The organism is Streptomyces sp. NPDC018833 (assembly GCF_044390825.1).
GTDB lineage: Bacteria > Actinomycetota > Actinomycetes > Streptomycetales > Streptomycetaceae > Streptomyces.
In genome coordinates this window covers 106,274-118,193 of record NZ_JBIRZM010000018.1, presented here as the reverse complement: position 1 = coordinate 118,193, position 11,920 = coordinate 106,274, and the positions used below count along the sequence as shown (strand labels likewise).

The window sequence follows — 11,920 nt, the reverse complement described above, 5'->3', positions numbered from 1 at the left end:
TTTTCACCCGGAACCCCCCCCCCCCCCCCCATTTCCCCCCCATAAACCACCCCCCCCCCCCCCCCCCGGGGGGGGGGGGGGGGGGGGCCCCGGCCCCCCCCCCCGGGGGGGCGCCCCGCCTCGTCAGCCCTGCTTCACTTGACGATGTTGCCGATCTTCGGGGCGGGCTCGTTCTGGTAGTTCGCCGGGCCGAAGTTGGCCTTCACGGCCGCGTCCCAGGACTTGTCCTGGACCATCTTCTCGAGGGCGGCGTTGATCTTGTTGACCATCTCGGTGTCGCCCTTCTTGACACCGATGCCGTAGTTCTCGTTGCTCAGCTTGAGGCCGGCGATCTTGAACTTGCCCTTGTACTGCTCCTGCGAGGCGTAACCGGCGAGGATCGAGTCGTCGGTTGTCAGCGCGTCGACGGCGCCGCTCTGGAGGGCGCCGAGGCACTGGGAGTAGGTGCTGTACTGCTTCAGCTGGGCCTTCGGCGCGAAGTCCTTCTTCACGTTCTGCGCGGAGGTGGAGCCGGTGACCGAGCAGAGCTTCTTGCCGTTGAGGTCGTCACCCTTGCTGATGTTGTCGTCGGCGCGGATCAGCAGGTCCTGGTGGGCGAGGAGGTACGGGCCGGCGAAGTCGACCTTCTGCTTGCGCTCGTCGGTGATCGAGTACGTTGCGGCGATGAAGTCCACGTCGCCGCGGGCCAGCGCGGTCTCGCGGTCGGCGCTCTTCGTCTCCTTGAACTCGATGTCCTTCTCGTCGTAACCGAGCTCCTTGGCGACGTACTTCGCGACGTCGACGTCGAAGCCGGTGAACTTGCCGTCCGGCGTCTTCAGACCGAGGCCGGGCTGGTCGTACTTGATGCCGACGGTGATCTTCTTGCCGCCGCCGTCGGTGCCGGTGTCGGTGCCGCTCTCCTTGCTGTCGGAGCCGCAGGCCGTGGCTGACAGGGCGAGCGCGAGCACGGTGGCCGAAGCGGCGGTGACCTTACGAAGCTTCATGATGACTTCCCTAGAGTTTGACGCGAAGTGTTGGATCAGACGCGATACGGACAACTGATCCAGGACTCAGTGGTGGAGGATCTTCGACAGGAAGTCCTTGGCCCGGTCGCTGCGCGGGTTGCTGAAGAATTCCTCGGGCGATGCCTCTTCGACGATCCTGCCGTCCGCCATGAACACGACCCGGTTGGCGGCGGATCGGGCGAAGCCCATCTCGTGGGTGACGACCACCATCGTCATCCCGTCTCGCGCCAGCTGCTGCATGACCTCGAGGACTTCGTTGATCATCTCGGGGTCGAGTGCCGACGTCGGCTCGTCGAAGAGCATGACCTTGGGGTCCATCGCGAGCGCCCGCGCGATCGCGACGCGCTGCTGCTGGCCACCGGAGAGCTGGGCGGGGTACTTGTCGGCCTGCGCGGCGACCCCTACCCGGTCGAGCAGCGCCCGCGCCTTCACCTCGGCGGCCTTCTTGTCCGTCCTGCGCACCTTGACCTGGCCGAGCGTCACGTTCTCCAGCACGGTCTTGTGCGCGAACAGGTTGAACGACTGGAACACCATGCCCACGTCGGCGCGGAGCCGTGCGAGCTCCTTGCCTTCCTGAGGCAGCGGCTTGCCATCGATCGTGATGGTGCCGGAGTCGGTCGTCTCCAGGCGGTTGATCGTGCGGCACAGCGTGGACTTTCCGGACCCGGACGGTCCGATCACCACGACGACTTCGCCGCGCGTGATCGTCAGGTCGATGTCCTGGAGCACATGCAGCGCGCCGAAGTGCTTGTTCACGTCGCTCAGTACGACCAGGTCGCCCGCAGCGGGTACGGCTTCGTCTGCGCCCTTGGTCACTGACACTCCGCTCATCGGCTTCTTGCTCCGTCCTCCTCGGTTGCAGAGGACCCTAATCACGCGCTGCGACCACAGTCATTACATCTGAGGGGAAATTGAGCATAACGATCGGGCCGCAATCGGACACTCTGCGTGAACAGGGCGGTGGTCAGCGTACCGGGTAGGTAACGGAAACCACTGTGTAACAGGATGCCCCTTGACTCCTTGCGGGCGCATCGGCGTTCATGCCCTGTTGGATGCCGCGACAACGCTCTGACACTCTGACGTCGGCGCCGACCATCCGACGTCCTTGCGGATCGCCGCATCATCGACCGTACGAACACCGCTCACGAACGTAGGGGGGCCATGAGGCTGCTGCTCGTCGAGGACGACGACCACGTCGCCGCCGCCCTGTCCGCGGTGCTGGCGAGGCACGGGTTCCAGGTCGTCCACGCCCGCAACGGCGAAGAGGCGCTGCGCGCGGTGCTGCCCGACAGCCATCCGGACAAGCCGCCCTTTGGCGTCGTGCTTCTCGATCTCGGTCTCCCAGACCAGGACGGCTACCAGGTCTGCGGCAAGCTGCGGAAGCTCACCTCCACACCCGTGATCATGGTGACCGCGCGCTCGGACGTCCGGTCCCGCATCCACGGGCTCAACATGGGCGCCGACGACTACGTGGTCAAGCCGTACGACACCGGTGAGCTGCTGGCCCGTATCCACGCGGTCAGCCGGCGAACCGGAGCCACCGACGACGCCCAGCAGGGCGCCACGGGCGACGCCCTGCGGCTCGGCCCGGTCGTCATCGAGCTGCCGACCCGGCGCGTCAGCGTGGACGGGGAAGATGTCCAGCTCACCCGCAAGGAGTTCGATCTCCTGGCGCTCCTCGCCCAGCGGCCCGGAGTCGTCTTCCGGCGCGAGCAGATCATCAGCGAGGTCTGGCGCACCAGCTGGGAGGGAACCGGCCGCACGCTGGAGGTGCACGTCGCGTCCCTGCGGTCCAAGCTGCGCATGCCGGCGCTGATCGAGACCGTACGCGGCGTCGGATACCGGCTCGTCGCGCCCGCCGGGGCGTAGGGCAGGCCGTTCCCCGTGCGTACCCGACTGCTTCCGCTGCTCATCGTGCTCATGGCCGGCGTGCTGCTCGCGCTCGGCTTCCCGCTGGCCGTGAGCCTCGCCGCCGCTCAGCAACAGAGGGTCGTGGTCGACCGGATCGACGACACCGTGCGCTTCGCGGCGCTCGCGCAGTTCGTCACCAAGGGGCTGGCGGTGACGGACGAGCGCCGCTCCACCCTCCAGGAACAGCTCGACCGCTATTACGACACCTACGGCATCCGCGCGGGCGTCTTCCACCGGGAGATGAACTCCATGGCGCGCGCACCGCAGACCTGGGTGCTGCCGGGAGAGGGGGAGAGCCGGGAGGCGTTCGAGGAGGCGCTCACCGGCCGGCGCAGCGAGGATCCCCCGCAGGTCTGGCCCTGGCAGCGGGGCGAGCGGCTCGTCGTCGCCTCACCGGTGGTCCGGGACGGAGATGTCGTCGCCGTCGTCTTCACCGACTCGCCCACCGGCCACCTGCGTTCAGGCATCCTGCGGGGCTGGCTGCTCATCGCGGCCGGCGAGAGCGCGGCGATGCTCCTGGCCATGGGTGCCGCGTTCCGGCTCACCGGCTGGGTGCTGCGGCCCGTACGCGTCCTGGACGCGGCCACGCACGACATAGCCACGGGCCGGATGAACTCCCGCGTCGCCGCCGCGGGCGGCCCTCCGGAACTCAGGCGGCTCGCCCGTTCCTTCAACGAGATGGCCGACAACGTCGAGGAAGTGCTCGAACAGCAGCGTGCGTTCGTCGCCGACGCCTCCCACCAACTGCGCAACCCGCTGGCCGCCCTCCTGCTGCGCATCGAGCTCCTCGCGCTGGAGCTGCCGGCCGGCAACGAGGAGATCGCCTCCGTGCGTACGGAGGGCAAGCGCCTCGCACAGGTCCTCGACGACCTCCTGGACCTGGCGCTGGCCGAGCACGCCGCCGCGGACCTCCAGCTGACCGACATCGGTGAGCTGGCGGCCGAGCGGGTCGCCGCGTGGCGGCCCCTGGCGGACGAGAAGGGCGTGGTACTGGGCGGGGACACGGCACCGGTCACGGCATGGACGGATCCGGTCGCGCTCTCCAGCGCCCTGGACGCAGTGATCGACAACGCCCTGAAGTTCACGCCGCGAGGGGAGCCGGTCACCCTCGACGTCACGTCGAACGGCGACACGTCCACGATCGTCGTGACGGACTGCGGACCTGGGCTGACGGACGAGGAGCTGTCCCGTATCGGCGACCGCTTCTGGCGCAGCGGCCGCCATCAGAACGTGAAGGGGTCGGGCCTGGGCCTCTCCATCGCCCGTGCGCTGCTGATGGCGGGCGGCGGCTCGATCGACTACGCCCACCACGAGCCCCGCGGCCTGCGCGTGACGGTAACGGTGCCGCGCACGCCGCCGGGCGGTGAGTGACACCGGGGGCGTATGCCGGGGCGGGGTGCCCGAGTCGGCGCGAGTGGCGGTGGTGCGTGCCCTCGGGTGACGGTGGCGCGTGCGGGCGGTGGCGGGCGCGTGCGGCCTGTGGCGTGTGCGATCTGGCCGGCGCGGCCGCGTCGCGCGGCCGGGGGAGCGCGCTGGCCGTTACGGCTTGGCCGAGCGGTAGTAGCGCCGGGCGCCATCGTGCAGCGGCAGCGGCGCCGTGTAGACCGCGGTCCGCAGATCCACCAGCTGGGCCGGATGCACCGTGTTGCCGATGTGGTCGCGGCTGTCGATCACCGTCCGCGTGAAGCCCTCCGTCATCGCCGGATCCGTCCGGTCCGTGGTCACCAGAAGGTTCGCGACCGCGATCGTGGAAACGGGCGTACCGCCCTGCGCCTGGAGATACGCGTCCGCCGGCATCACCGCGGAGCGGTAGTAGCTGGTCGAGTCGCCCGTGGCGTGCAGCTTGTCGACGACCTCAGCCTCGAGCGGGACGAGCCGGATGTCGAACCGCTCGGACAGTTCCTGCACGGTGTTCGTGGGCAGACCGCCCGACCAGAAGAACGCGTCAAGGCTGCCGTTCTCCAGCCGTCCCGGCATGGTGTCTATCCCGGCGGGGACGGGGGTGATGTCCCGTTGCGGATCGAGTCCCGCGGCGGTCATCAGCCGGTCGGCGACCAGCCGGACCCCCGACCCCTGCTGGCCGACGCCCACCACCTTGCCCCGCAGTTCGCGCACCGACGAGACCGGCGACTTCTGCGGCACGATCAGGTGCACGTAGTCGTCGTAGAGCCGCGCGCAGCCGCGCAGCCGGTCGGCGCCCGGCAGGCCGTCCCGCTTGTACGTCGCGACCGCGTCGGCCGTGGCGATGGTGAAGTCCGCCTCGCCGGACGCCACGCGCGCGAGGTTCTGCTGCGATCCCTCGCTGGTGATCAGATCGATCTCCACGTCGGGCATGTCCTTGGCGAGTGCCTCTTCCAGCAGCACGCCGTACCGCTGGTAGACGCCGCTGCGCGATCCCGTGCTGAAGGTCAGCTCGCCGCTCGGCGACGTCCGACCGAAGGGCAGCAGCCACCACGCGAGCATCCCGAAGGCGACAAGGGCGGCCGCCGCCGTGAGGGCACGGCGGCGGCTGATGCGGAGGCCGACGGGGAGCATGGCGCGATCCTGCCAGCTCACCGGGGGTACTGGCCAGGCCCCTCCGGTGCGCACCGGGTCGGCTGCGGCGCCGGGGTCCACCAAGGCAGAGGCGTAGCGGCACGGGGACCCCGTACCCTGGTGGGCGCGATGAGTGCGAAAACTTACGAGGTGCGCACCTACGGGTGCCAGATGAACGTCCACGACTCCGAGCGGCTGTCGGGCCTGCTGGAGGACGCCGGTTACGTGCGGGCTCCCGACGGCGCCGACGGTGACGCCGACGTCGTCGTCTTCAACACCTGTGCGGTGCGGGAGAACGCCGACAACAAGCTTTACGGCAATCTCGGCCGCCTCGCGCCGATGAAGGCCAGGCGCCCTGGGATGCAGATCGCCGTCGGCGGCTGCCTCGCGCAGAAGGACCGCGACACCATCGTCACCAAGGCGCCGTGGGTCGACGTCGTCTTCGGTACGCACAACATCGGCAAGCTCCCGGTGCTGCTCGAGCGTGCCCGCGTCCAGGACGAGGCGCAGGTCGAGATCGCGGAGTCGCTGGAGGCCTTCCCCTCGACGCTGCCGACCCGCCGCGAGTCCGCGTATGCCGCCTGGGTCTCGATCTCCGTCGGCTGCAACAACACCTGCACCTTCTGCATCGTCCCCGCCCTGCGCGGCAAGGAGAAGGACCGCAGGCCCGGCGACATCCTGGCCGAGATCGAGGCACTCGTCGCAGAGGGCGTCTCCGAGATCACCCTGCTCGGCCAGAACGTGAACGCCTACGGCTCCGACATCGGCGACCGCGAGGCGTTCAGCAAGCTGCTGCGTGCCTGCGGGAAGATCGAGGGCCTGGAGCGGGTCCGGTTCACCTCCCCGCACCCGCGCGACTTCACCGACGACGTCATCTCGGCCATGGCCGAGACGCCGAACGTGATGCCGCAGTTGCACATGCCGCTGCAGTCCGGGTCGGACACGATCCTCAAGGCGATGCGGCGCTCGTACCGGCAGGAGCGTTTCCTCGGGATCATCGAGAAGGTGCGCGCGGCCATTCCGCACGCCGCCATCTCCACCGACATCATCGTGGGCTTCCCCGGCGAGACCGAGGAGGACTTCGAGCAGACGATGCACACCGTGCGTGAGGCCCGTTTCGCCAACGCCTTCACCTTCCAGTACTCCAAGCGCCCCGGCACACCCGCGGCGACCATGGAGAACCAGGTCCCCAAGGAGGTCGTCCAGGAGCGCTACATGCGTCTGGTCGCCCTACAGGAGGAGATCTCCTGGGAGGAGAACAAGAAGCAGGTCGGCCGCACCCTCGAGGTGATGGTCGCCGAGGGCGAGGGCCGCAAGGACGGCGCCACGCACCGGCTCTCCGGCCGCGCGCCCGACAACCGCCTCGTCCACTTCACCAAGCCGGAGACCGAGGTGCGTCCCGGTGACGTCGTGACGGTCGAGATCACGTACGCCGCTCCGCACCACCTCCTCGCGGAGGGTGCGGTGACGTCCGTACGCCGCACCCGCGCGGGCGACGCGTGGGCGCGGCGCAACGCGGCGGAGGCCGCGAAGCCGACCGGTGTGATGCTCGGCCTGCCGAAGATCGGCGCCCCGGAACCGCTGCCCGCGGCTGCGGCACCGGGCTGCGGCTGCGACTGACCCGCCCCCTGCCGGCCGGTGCCTCGGTGAGCGGCCACGATCGCGTCCGGCACGCGCGCGTGCCGGACGCGGCGATCGCACCCCGACGCGCTGTTCGTCGTGCGACGCTCACGGCGCTGCGGCTCTGGCGGGTGCTGCTGGTGCTGTGGCGTTGAGTGCGGTGGGGCCGGCGTGCTGTTGATGCCTCGGCGTTCACCGCGGGAGGGTCGTGCGGGGTGCTGCTCGTCATGCGGCGGTCACCGCGACCGTGGCCGCCGCGGACCTCGTTCTGGGACCGCGGCCCGTTCTGCGGCGCGCAGGCACTCCTGACGGGCCGCGTGCCACTCTCCGACCAGGGTCTTCTCCGGCCGCGGCCGCTCAGTGGGCCGCGCCGGGTCGCCGACCCGGTGGCATGTGCACGCACTAGGCTGCCGATCATGCTTGTCGCCGCCGCCGTGTGCCCTTGCCCGCCCCTCCTGGTGCCCGACATCGCTGCCGGAGCCGCACCCGAACTCGACACCGCCCGCGAGGCGTGCGCCGACGCCGTGGGCCTGCTCGCCGCTGCTCGGCCGGACCTGCTGCTCGTGGTCGGACCGGCCGCGGAGGCGGAGCACGGCACGTACCCGGCGGGAACCCGAGGCTCCTTCCGGAGCTTCGGCGAGGATCTCTCCGTATGCCTGGGCGAGGGGCCCGAGCGGGAACGGCAGCTGCCTGCCTCGCTCGCCGTCGCGGCATGGCTGCTCGGGCGTACGCACTGGGCGGCCTCTCCGGTGGAGGGCCTCGCTGTGGACGACCGGCTCGTCGGCGACCGCTGCGCCGCGGCCGGGCGCGAGGCCGCCGCGCGGAGCGAGCGGGTCGCGATGCTGGTCATGGGCGACGGCAGTGCCTGCCGGACGCTCAAGGCCCCGGGATACCTCGACGAACGCGCGGCGGGCTTCGACCGGGACGCCGCGCGGGCGCTTGGCGCGGCGGATGCCGAGGCACTGATGGCGCTGGACGCGTCGCTGGCCCGGGAGCTCAAGGCCGCCGGCCGCGCCCCCTGGCAGGTGCTCGCGGGTGCCGCGCGGGGCGCAGGACTCGAGGGCCGCCTGCTATACGAGGACGCACCGTACGGGGTGGGCTACTTCGTCGCGACCTGGTCCTGACCACCAGCAGGCCGACCGGGCGCCACGGCAGGAACCGGTCCGGGCCTGACCCACCGGTCCTGGCACGGCCCGACCGCCGCGGCAGCGCGCCGGCCGGGAGGGCCGCCCGGCTACGGGCCCCCGCCCACGTGCGGGCGCCGTCTCTCGCGCAGACGGAGGGCCGCGGAGCTTGCGTTCCGCGGCCCTGCGTTGTTCATCTCAGGCTGCCGGCGGCGTCGTGCCGGGGCCCTTCTCGTCGCGGTGCGCGATGCGGCCCAGGGCCTCCTTGGCCTTGCCCGTACCCGTCTCGATCTTGCTGCTGTACTTGCCCTTGGTCTTGTCGTCGACCGTCTTGGCGGCCCTGTCCAGGCCCTTCCCGATCCTGCCCTCGTGCTGCTGGGCCAGGTCGGTGACCTTGTCCTTGGCCGGGGCGAGCTTGGCCTTCAGGGTGTCCAGGAAGCCCATGGTTCACCTTCCCTCGTCATCCCGTGTGGGGCACTACTTCCGGGCGCCTTCACCGGCCTCGCTGTCCGCCGCCTCCTCGGCGGACTGCTGCTTGGGGATGTCCACCCCCGTAGCGGCTGTCTCCTCGGCGAGCGTGCCATCCGCATCGGCTTGGGAGTCGGACGGGGCGCCGGCCGGGGGCTCCGCCGCCACGGTGGCGAGGGGTGCCTCCTGGTCCGACGCCTCGGCGGTCGCCACAGACTTACCGCGGAACCATGAAAAAACGCCCATATCTGCTCCATAGCGTACTCGTGCGGGCGAAGTTCCGCGCCGCCCGGAGCGTCCCATTGCGCCGCTCGCGGGTACCGGCCCGAAACCGGCGTCCGGAACCTCGCAACAGGCAACGACCCCCGCCGCCTGCCGTCACTTCGCTCGTTCGGGGAGCGGTGCCGGGGTTTGCGAAACTGGGGCGGTGAGAAGTGCAGCTCCCGCACCGCGGGTCATCGCCGTCGTCGGTCCCACTGCGGCCGGAAAGTCCGATCTGGGGGTCTTCCTGGCCCAGCGGCTGGACGGCGAAGTCGTCAACGCCGACTCCATGCAGCTCTACCGTGGGATGGACATCGGCACCGCCAAGCTGACAGCCGAGGAGCGCCACGGCGTCCCGCATCGGCTGCTCGACATCTGGGACGTCACCGAGACGGCGAGCGTCGCCGAGTACCAGCGGCTGGCCAGGGCGGAGATCGACCGGCTGCTCGCCGAGGGCCGCACACCCGTCCTGGTGGGCGGCTCGGGGCTGTACGTTCGCGGCGCGATCGACGCCCTCGAATTCCCGGGCACCGACCCCGATGTGCGGGCCCGGCTGGAGGAGGAGCTGACCGTGCGCGGCTCCGGGGCACTCCACGCCCGTCTTGCCGCCGCCGACCCTGATGCGGGCCGCGCGATCCTGCCGGGCAACGGCCGTCGCATCGTCAGGGCGCTCGAGGTCATTGAGATCACGGGCAAGCCCTTCACGGCCAACCTCCCGGGCCACGACTCCGTCTACGACACCGTGCAGATCGGCGTCGACGTCGGGCGGCCGGAGCTCGACGGGCGCATCGCCCTGCGTGTGGACCGCATGTGGGAGGCTGGGCTGGTCGAGGAAGTGCGCTCCCTTGAGGAGCAGGGACTCCGCGAGGGGCGCACCGCGTCCCGCGCGCTGGGCTACCAGCAGGTGCTCTCCGCGCTCGCGGGGGAGTGCACCGAACGCCAGGCCCGCGAGGAGACCGTGCGCGCCACGAAACGTTTCGCACGCCGACAGGACTCCTGGTTCCGGCGGGATCCGCGGGTGCACTGGCTCAGCGGCGCGGCGCAGGACCGGACGGAACTTCCGCAGCGTGCCCTGGCGTTGATCGAACGAGCGGTCACAGCCTGATCACGTGATGGCATCGGGACGCTCCGCCCGTCATTCCGGCCACCTGGAGCGTGCCATCATCGAGCATCGATCGACAGCTGAGTCCGAGTTGGGAGGGCGCGTGGCGATGGAGGCCGGCCCTCGCGACACCGAGCGGGAGCGCCGAGATGCGGCCGAAGGCACCTCGGGGCTGAGCCCGGACGGTCCCGACGAGCATGACGTACTCGCCGACGAGGTCGAGGTGGAGCTCCGCCCGCAGCGGCGCCTGCGCATCTGGCAGCTCGCTCCGATCGTCGCGCTCGCCGCTGTCGGCTCCCTGATGTTCGCCTTCCCGCTCGCCTTCGGCACGGGGGACGGCGGGGCGGTGGTCGCCATGCTCGGCCTGCTGATCAGCTGCTGCGCGGCCGGCTGGGGCGTGATGGCGGCCCGTCGCGTTGGGCACAGCTGGCCCGGCCTGCCCGCCCGTGGCTCCGGCGAGCGTCCGGACTGGCGCGTCCTGGCTCTGTATGTGGGCGTGGGGGCGGTCCTCGTCGCCCTCGCGGTGTGGCGGGTGGCCCGCCTGCGCTGAGCCGGCGCATGGGGGCCGCGTGCCTGCATGAGCGGTGGAGCGGCGCTCACCGGACCCGTACGCCCGAGCTGAGCGGCACCGCCCGTGTCACGCCTGCGCCGCTCTCGCGTCCATCCGTGCGTGCCGCGCACCCGTGCAGCGCACCGCTAAGTGCACCGCATCTGCGTCCGTCGCCTCGTGCGCCCGTGCCGAGGGCGTCTCGACCGACCGGAGCCGAGCCCGTCGCCCCGCCGCCCGGCGCGGCCCTGCCCCGGTACCCTCCCATCCACCGGACGGCCCGCTGTCGGACCGTCCTCGTACGATGGTGGGCGTGACCATCTCGCAGACCTCCCCCATCCCCTTCCTCAAGGGCCACGGCACCGAGAACGACTTCGTGATCGTCCCGGACCCGGACAACGGCATCGACCTGTCGGCGGCGGCCGTCGCCAGGCTGTGCGACCGCCGGGCCGGTATCGGCGGTGACGGGCTGCTGCACGTGGTGCGCTCGGCGGCCCATCCAGAGGCCCGGAGCATGGCGGACGAGGCCGAGTGGTTCATGGACTACCGCAATGCCGACGGCTCCATCGTGGAGATGTGCGGAAACGGCGTCCGGGTCTTCGCCCGCTACCTCCACCGTGTCGGCCACGCCGAGGCCGGAGACATCGCCGTGGCGACCCGCGGCGGCGTCAAGAAGGTCCACATCGCCAAGGCGCCGGCCGGCGCCGGAGCCGACGCGGGTGACATCACCGTCTCCATGGGGCGCGCACTGCTCCCCGAAGACGGGGTGACCGTCACGGTCGGCGAGCGCAGCTGGCCCGCGCGGAATGTGAACATGGGCAACCCCCACGCGGTCGCGTTCGTCGACCGTCTGGACCACGCGGGGAATCTGTACTCTGCGCCCCCGTTCAGCCCGGCGTCGGTCTACCCGGACGGGGTGAACGTGGAGTTCGTCGTCGACCGCGGTGAGCGCCACGTCGCCATGCGCGTGCACGAACGAGGGTCCGGCGAGACGCGATCCTGCGGTACGGGCGCGTGCGCGGTCGCCGTCGCGGCGGCCCGCAGGGACGGCGTGGACCCGGCCGTCACCGGCATCCCCGTCACGTACACGGTGGACGTGCCCGGCGGCCGTCTCGTCATCACCGAGCGGCCCGATGGGGAGATCGAGATGACCGGACCGGCTGTGATCGTCGCCGAGGGATACATCGAGCCCGCTCTCCTCGAAACCGTGCTCGCGTAGAGCTTCGCTCGAATGGGTGATCCGTTTCACGCTGGGCGAGAGCGGGACTGCGCCACGTGGTGGGCTCGGTAGCATCAAGCACCGGCCCGGAGGCACGATCTGACCTTCCATCGCCGGTCGAAGCAGCCG

General features: G+C 70.8%; 12 protein-coding genes. 7 read left to right on the top strand and 5 right to left on the bottom strand.

Annotated elements, in window-relative coordinates; genetic code table 11:
- Window positions 1–134: 134 nt before the first annotated feature.
- Together ACH5AF_RS29460 and ACH5AF_RS29455 are read right to left on the bottom strand one after the other, a co-directional pair.
- Window positions 135–983 carry a glutamate ABC transporter substrate-binding protein gene (locus tag ACH5AF_RS29460; protein WP_398905756.1) on the bottom strand — a complete coding sequence of 283 codons (849 nt, stop codon included), beginning with the start codon at window positions 981–983 and terminating at the stop codon, window positions 135–137.
- A gap of 66 nt (window positions 984–1,049) precedes the next feature.
- Window positions 1,050–1,835 (bottom strand): amino acid ABC transporter ATP-binding protein, encoded by a 786-nt coding sequence (locus tag ACH5AF_RS29455; RefSeq protein WP_398905755.1) that lies wholly within the window; start codon window positions 1,833–1,835, stop codon window positions 1,050–1,052.
- Window positions 1,836–2,165: 330 nt separating this feature from the next.
- On the opposite strand from ACH5AF_RS29455, the gene ACH5AF_RS29450 reads away from it, so the two are divergent.
- Window positions 2,166–2,873, top strand: a complete 708-nt coding sequence (locus tag ACH5AF_RS29450) for a response regulator transcription factor (protein ID WP_398905753.1) — start codon at window positions 2,166–2,168, stop codon at window positions 2,871–2,873.
- A gap of 15 nt (window positions 2,874–2,888) precedes the next feature.
- A complete protein-coding gene (locus tag ACH5AF_RS29445) occupies window positions 2,889–4,286 on the top strand; it encodes a sensor histidine kinase (protein WP_398905751.1) in 1,398 nt (465 codons plus the stop codon).
- A 168-nt stretch (window positions 4,287–4,454) separates the two neighbouring features.
- On the opposite strand, the gene ACH5AF_RS29440 is transcribed toward ACH5AF_RS29445, so the two are convergent.
- On the bottom strand, window positions 4,455–5,450 hold the full coding sequence (locus tag ACH5AF_RS29440; protein WP_398905749.1) for a TAXI family TRAP transporter solute-binding subunit: 996 nt from the start codon (window positions 5,448–5,450) through the stop codon (window positions 4,455–4,457).
- Between the two features lie 129 nt (window positions 5,451–5,579).
- Between ACH5AF_RS29440 and miaB the strand changes: the two genes are divergently transcribed.
- Both miaB and ACH5AF_RS29430 read left to right on the top strand, forming a co-directional pair.
- Window positions 5,580–7,070 carry a tRNA (N6-isopentenyl adenosine(37)-C2)-methylthiotransferase MiaB gene (gene miaB, locus ACH5AF_RS29435; RefSeq protein WP_398905747.1) on the top strand — a complete coding sequence of 497 codons (1,491 nt, stop codon included), beginning with the start codon at window positions 5,580–5,582 and terminating at the stop codon, window positions 7,068–7,070.
- Window positions 7,071–7,486: 416 nt separating this feature from the next.
- Window positions 7,487–8,194, top strand: coding sequence for a class III extradiol dioxygenase subunit B-like domain-containing protein (locus tag ACH5AF_RS29430; RefSeq protein ID WP_398905745.1), 708 nt, complete (start codon window positions 7,487–7,489; stop codon window positions 8,192–8,194).
- A gap of 198 nt (window positions 8,195–8,392) precedes the next feature.
- Here ACH5AF_RS29430 and ACH5AF_RS29425 read toward each other — a convergent pair whose 3' ends face one another.
- Both ACH5AF_RS29425 and ACH5AF_RS29420 read right to left on the bottom strand, forming a co-directional pair.
- Window positions 8,393–8,638, bottom strand: coding sequence for an antitoxin (locus ACH5AF_RS29425; RefSeq protein WP_398905743.1), 246 nt, complete (start codon window positions 8,636–8,638; stop codon window positions 8,393–8,395).
- Between the two features lie 33 nt (window positions 8,639–8,671).
- Window positions 8,672–8,908, bottom strand: a complete 237-nt coding sequence (locus ACH5AF_RS29420; protein WP_398905742.1) for a gliding motility protein — start codon at window positions 8,906–8,908, stop codon at window positions 8,672–8,674.
- A 181-nt stretch (window positions 8,909–9,089) separates the two neighbouring features.
- Between ACH5AF_RS29420 and miaA the strand changes: the two genes are divergently transcribed.
- The 3 genes from miaA (at window position 9,090) to dapF (ending at window position 11,791) form a co-directional block, all read left to right on the top strand.
- Window positions 9,090–10,028 (top strand): tRNA (adenosine(37)-N6)-dimethylallyltransferase MiaA, encoded by a 939-nt coding sequence (gene miaA, locus ACH5AF_RS29415; RefSeq protein ID WP_398905740.1) that lies wholly within the window; start codon window positions 9,090–9,092, stop codon window positions 10,026–10,028.
- 106 nt (window positions 10,029–10,134) lie between these two features.
- Window positions 10,135–10,575 (top strand): hypothetical protein, encoded by a 441-nt coding sequence (locus ACH5AF_RS29410; protein WP_398905816.1) that lies wholly within the window; start codon window positions 10,135–10,137, stop codon window positions 10,573–10,575.
- 301 nt (window positions 10,576–10,876) lie between these two features.
- On the top strand, window positions 10,877–11,791 hold the full coding sequence (dapF, locus tag ACH5AF_RS29405) for a diaminopimelate epimerase (protein ID WP_398905738.1): 915 nt from the start codon (window positions 10,877–10,879) through the stop codon (window positions 11,789–11,791).
- Window positions 11,792–11,920 lie beyond the last annotated feature (129 nt).

What these genes read in the sequence shown, in the direction of transcription:
- ACH5AF_RS29460 (WP_398905756.1), bottom strand. Translation starts at nt 983, where the DNA reads ATGAAGCTTCGTAAGGTCACCGCCGCTTCGGCCACCGTGCTCGCGCTC.
- ACH5AF_RS29425 (WP_398905743.1), bottom strand. Translation starts at nt 8,638, where the DNA reads ATGGGCTTCCTGGACACCCTGAAGGCCAAGCTCGCCCCGGCCAAGGAC.
- ACH5AF_RS29455 (WP_398905755.1), bottom strand. Translation starts at nt 1,835, where the DNA reads ATGAGCGGAGTGTCAGTGACCAAGGGCGCAGACGAAGCCGTACCCGCT.
- ACH5AF_RS29440 (WP_398905749.1), bottom strand. Translation starts at nt 5,450, where the DNA reads ATGCTCCCCGTCGGCCTCCGCATCAGCCGCCGCCGTGCCCTCACGGCG.
- ACH5AF_RS29450 (WP_398905753.1), top strand. Translation starts at nt 2,166, where the DNA reads ATGAGGCTGCTGCTCGTCGAGGACGACGACCACGTCGCCGCCGCCCTG.
- dapF (WP_398905738.1), top strand. Translation starts at nt 10,877, where the DNA reads ATGGTGGGCGTGACCATCTCGCAGACCTCCCCCATCCCCTTCCTCAAG.
- ACH5AF_RS29410 (WP_398905816.1), top strand. Translation starts at nt 10,135, where the DNA reads ATGGAGGCCGGCCCTCGCGACACCGAGCGGGAGCGCCGAGATGCGGCC.
- ACH5AF_RS29420 (WP_398905742.1), bottom strand. Translation starts at nt 8,908, where the DNA reads ATGGGCGTTTTTTCATGGTTCCGCGGTAAGTCTGTGGCGACCGCCGAG.
- ACH5AF_RS29430 (WP_398905745.1), top strand. Translation starts at nt 7,487, where the DNA reads ATGCTTGTCGCCGCCGCCGTGTGCCCTTGCCCGCCCCTCCTGGTGCCC.
- miaB (WP_398905747.1), top strand. Translation starts at nt 5,580, where the DNA reads ATGAGTGCGAAAACTTACGAGGTGCGCACCTACGGGTGCCAGATGAAC.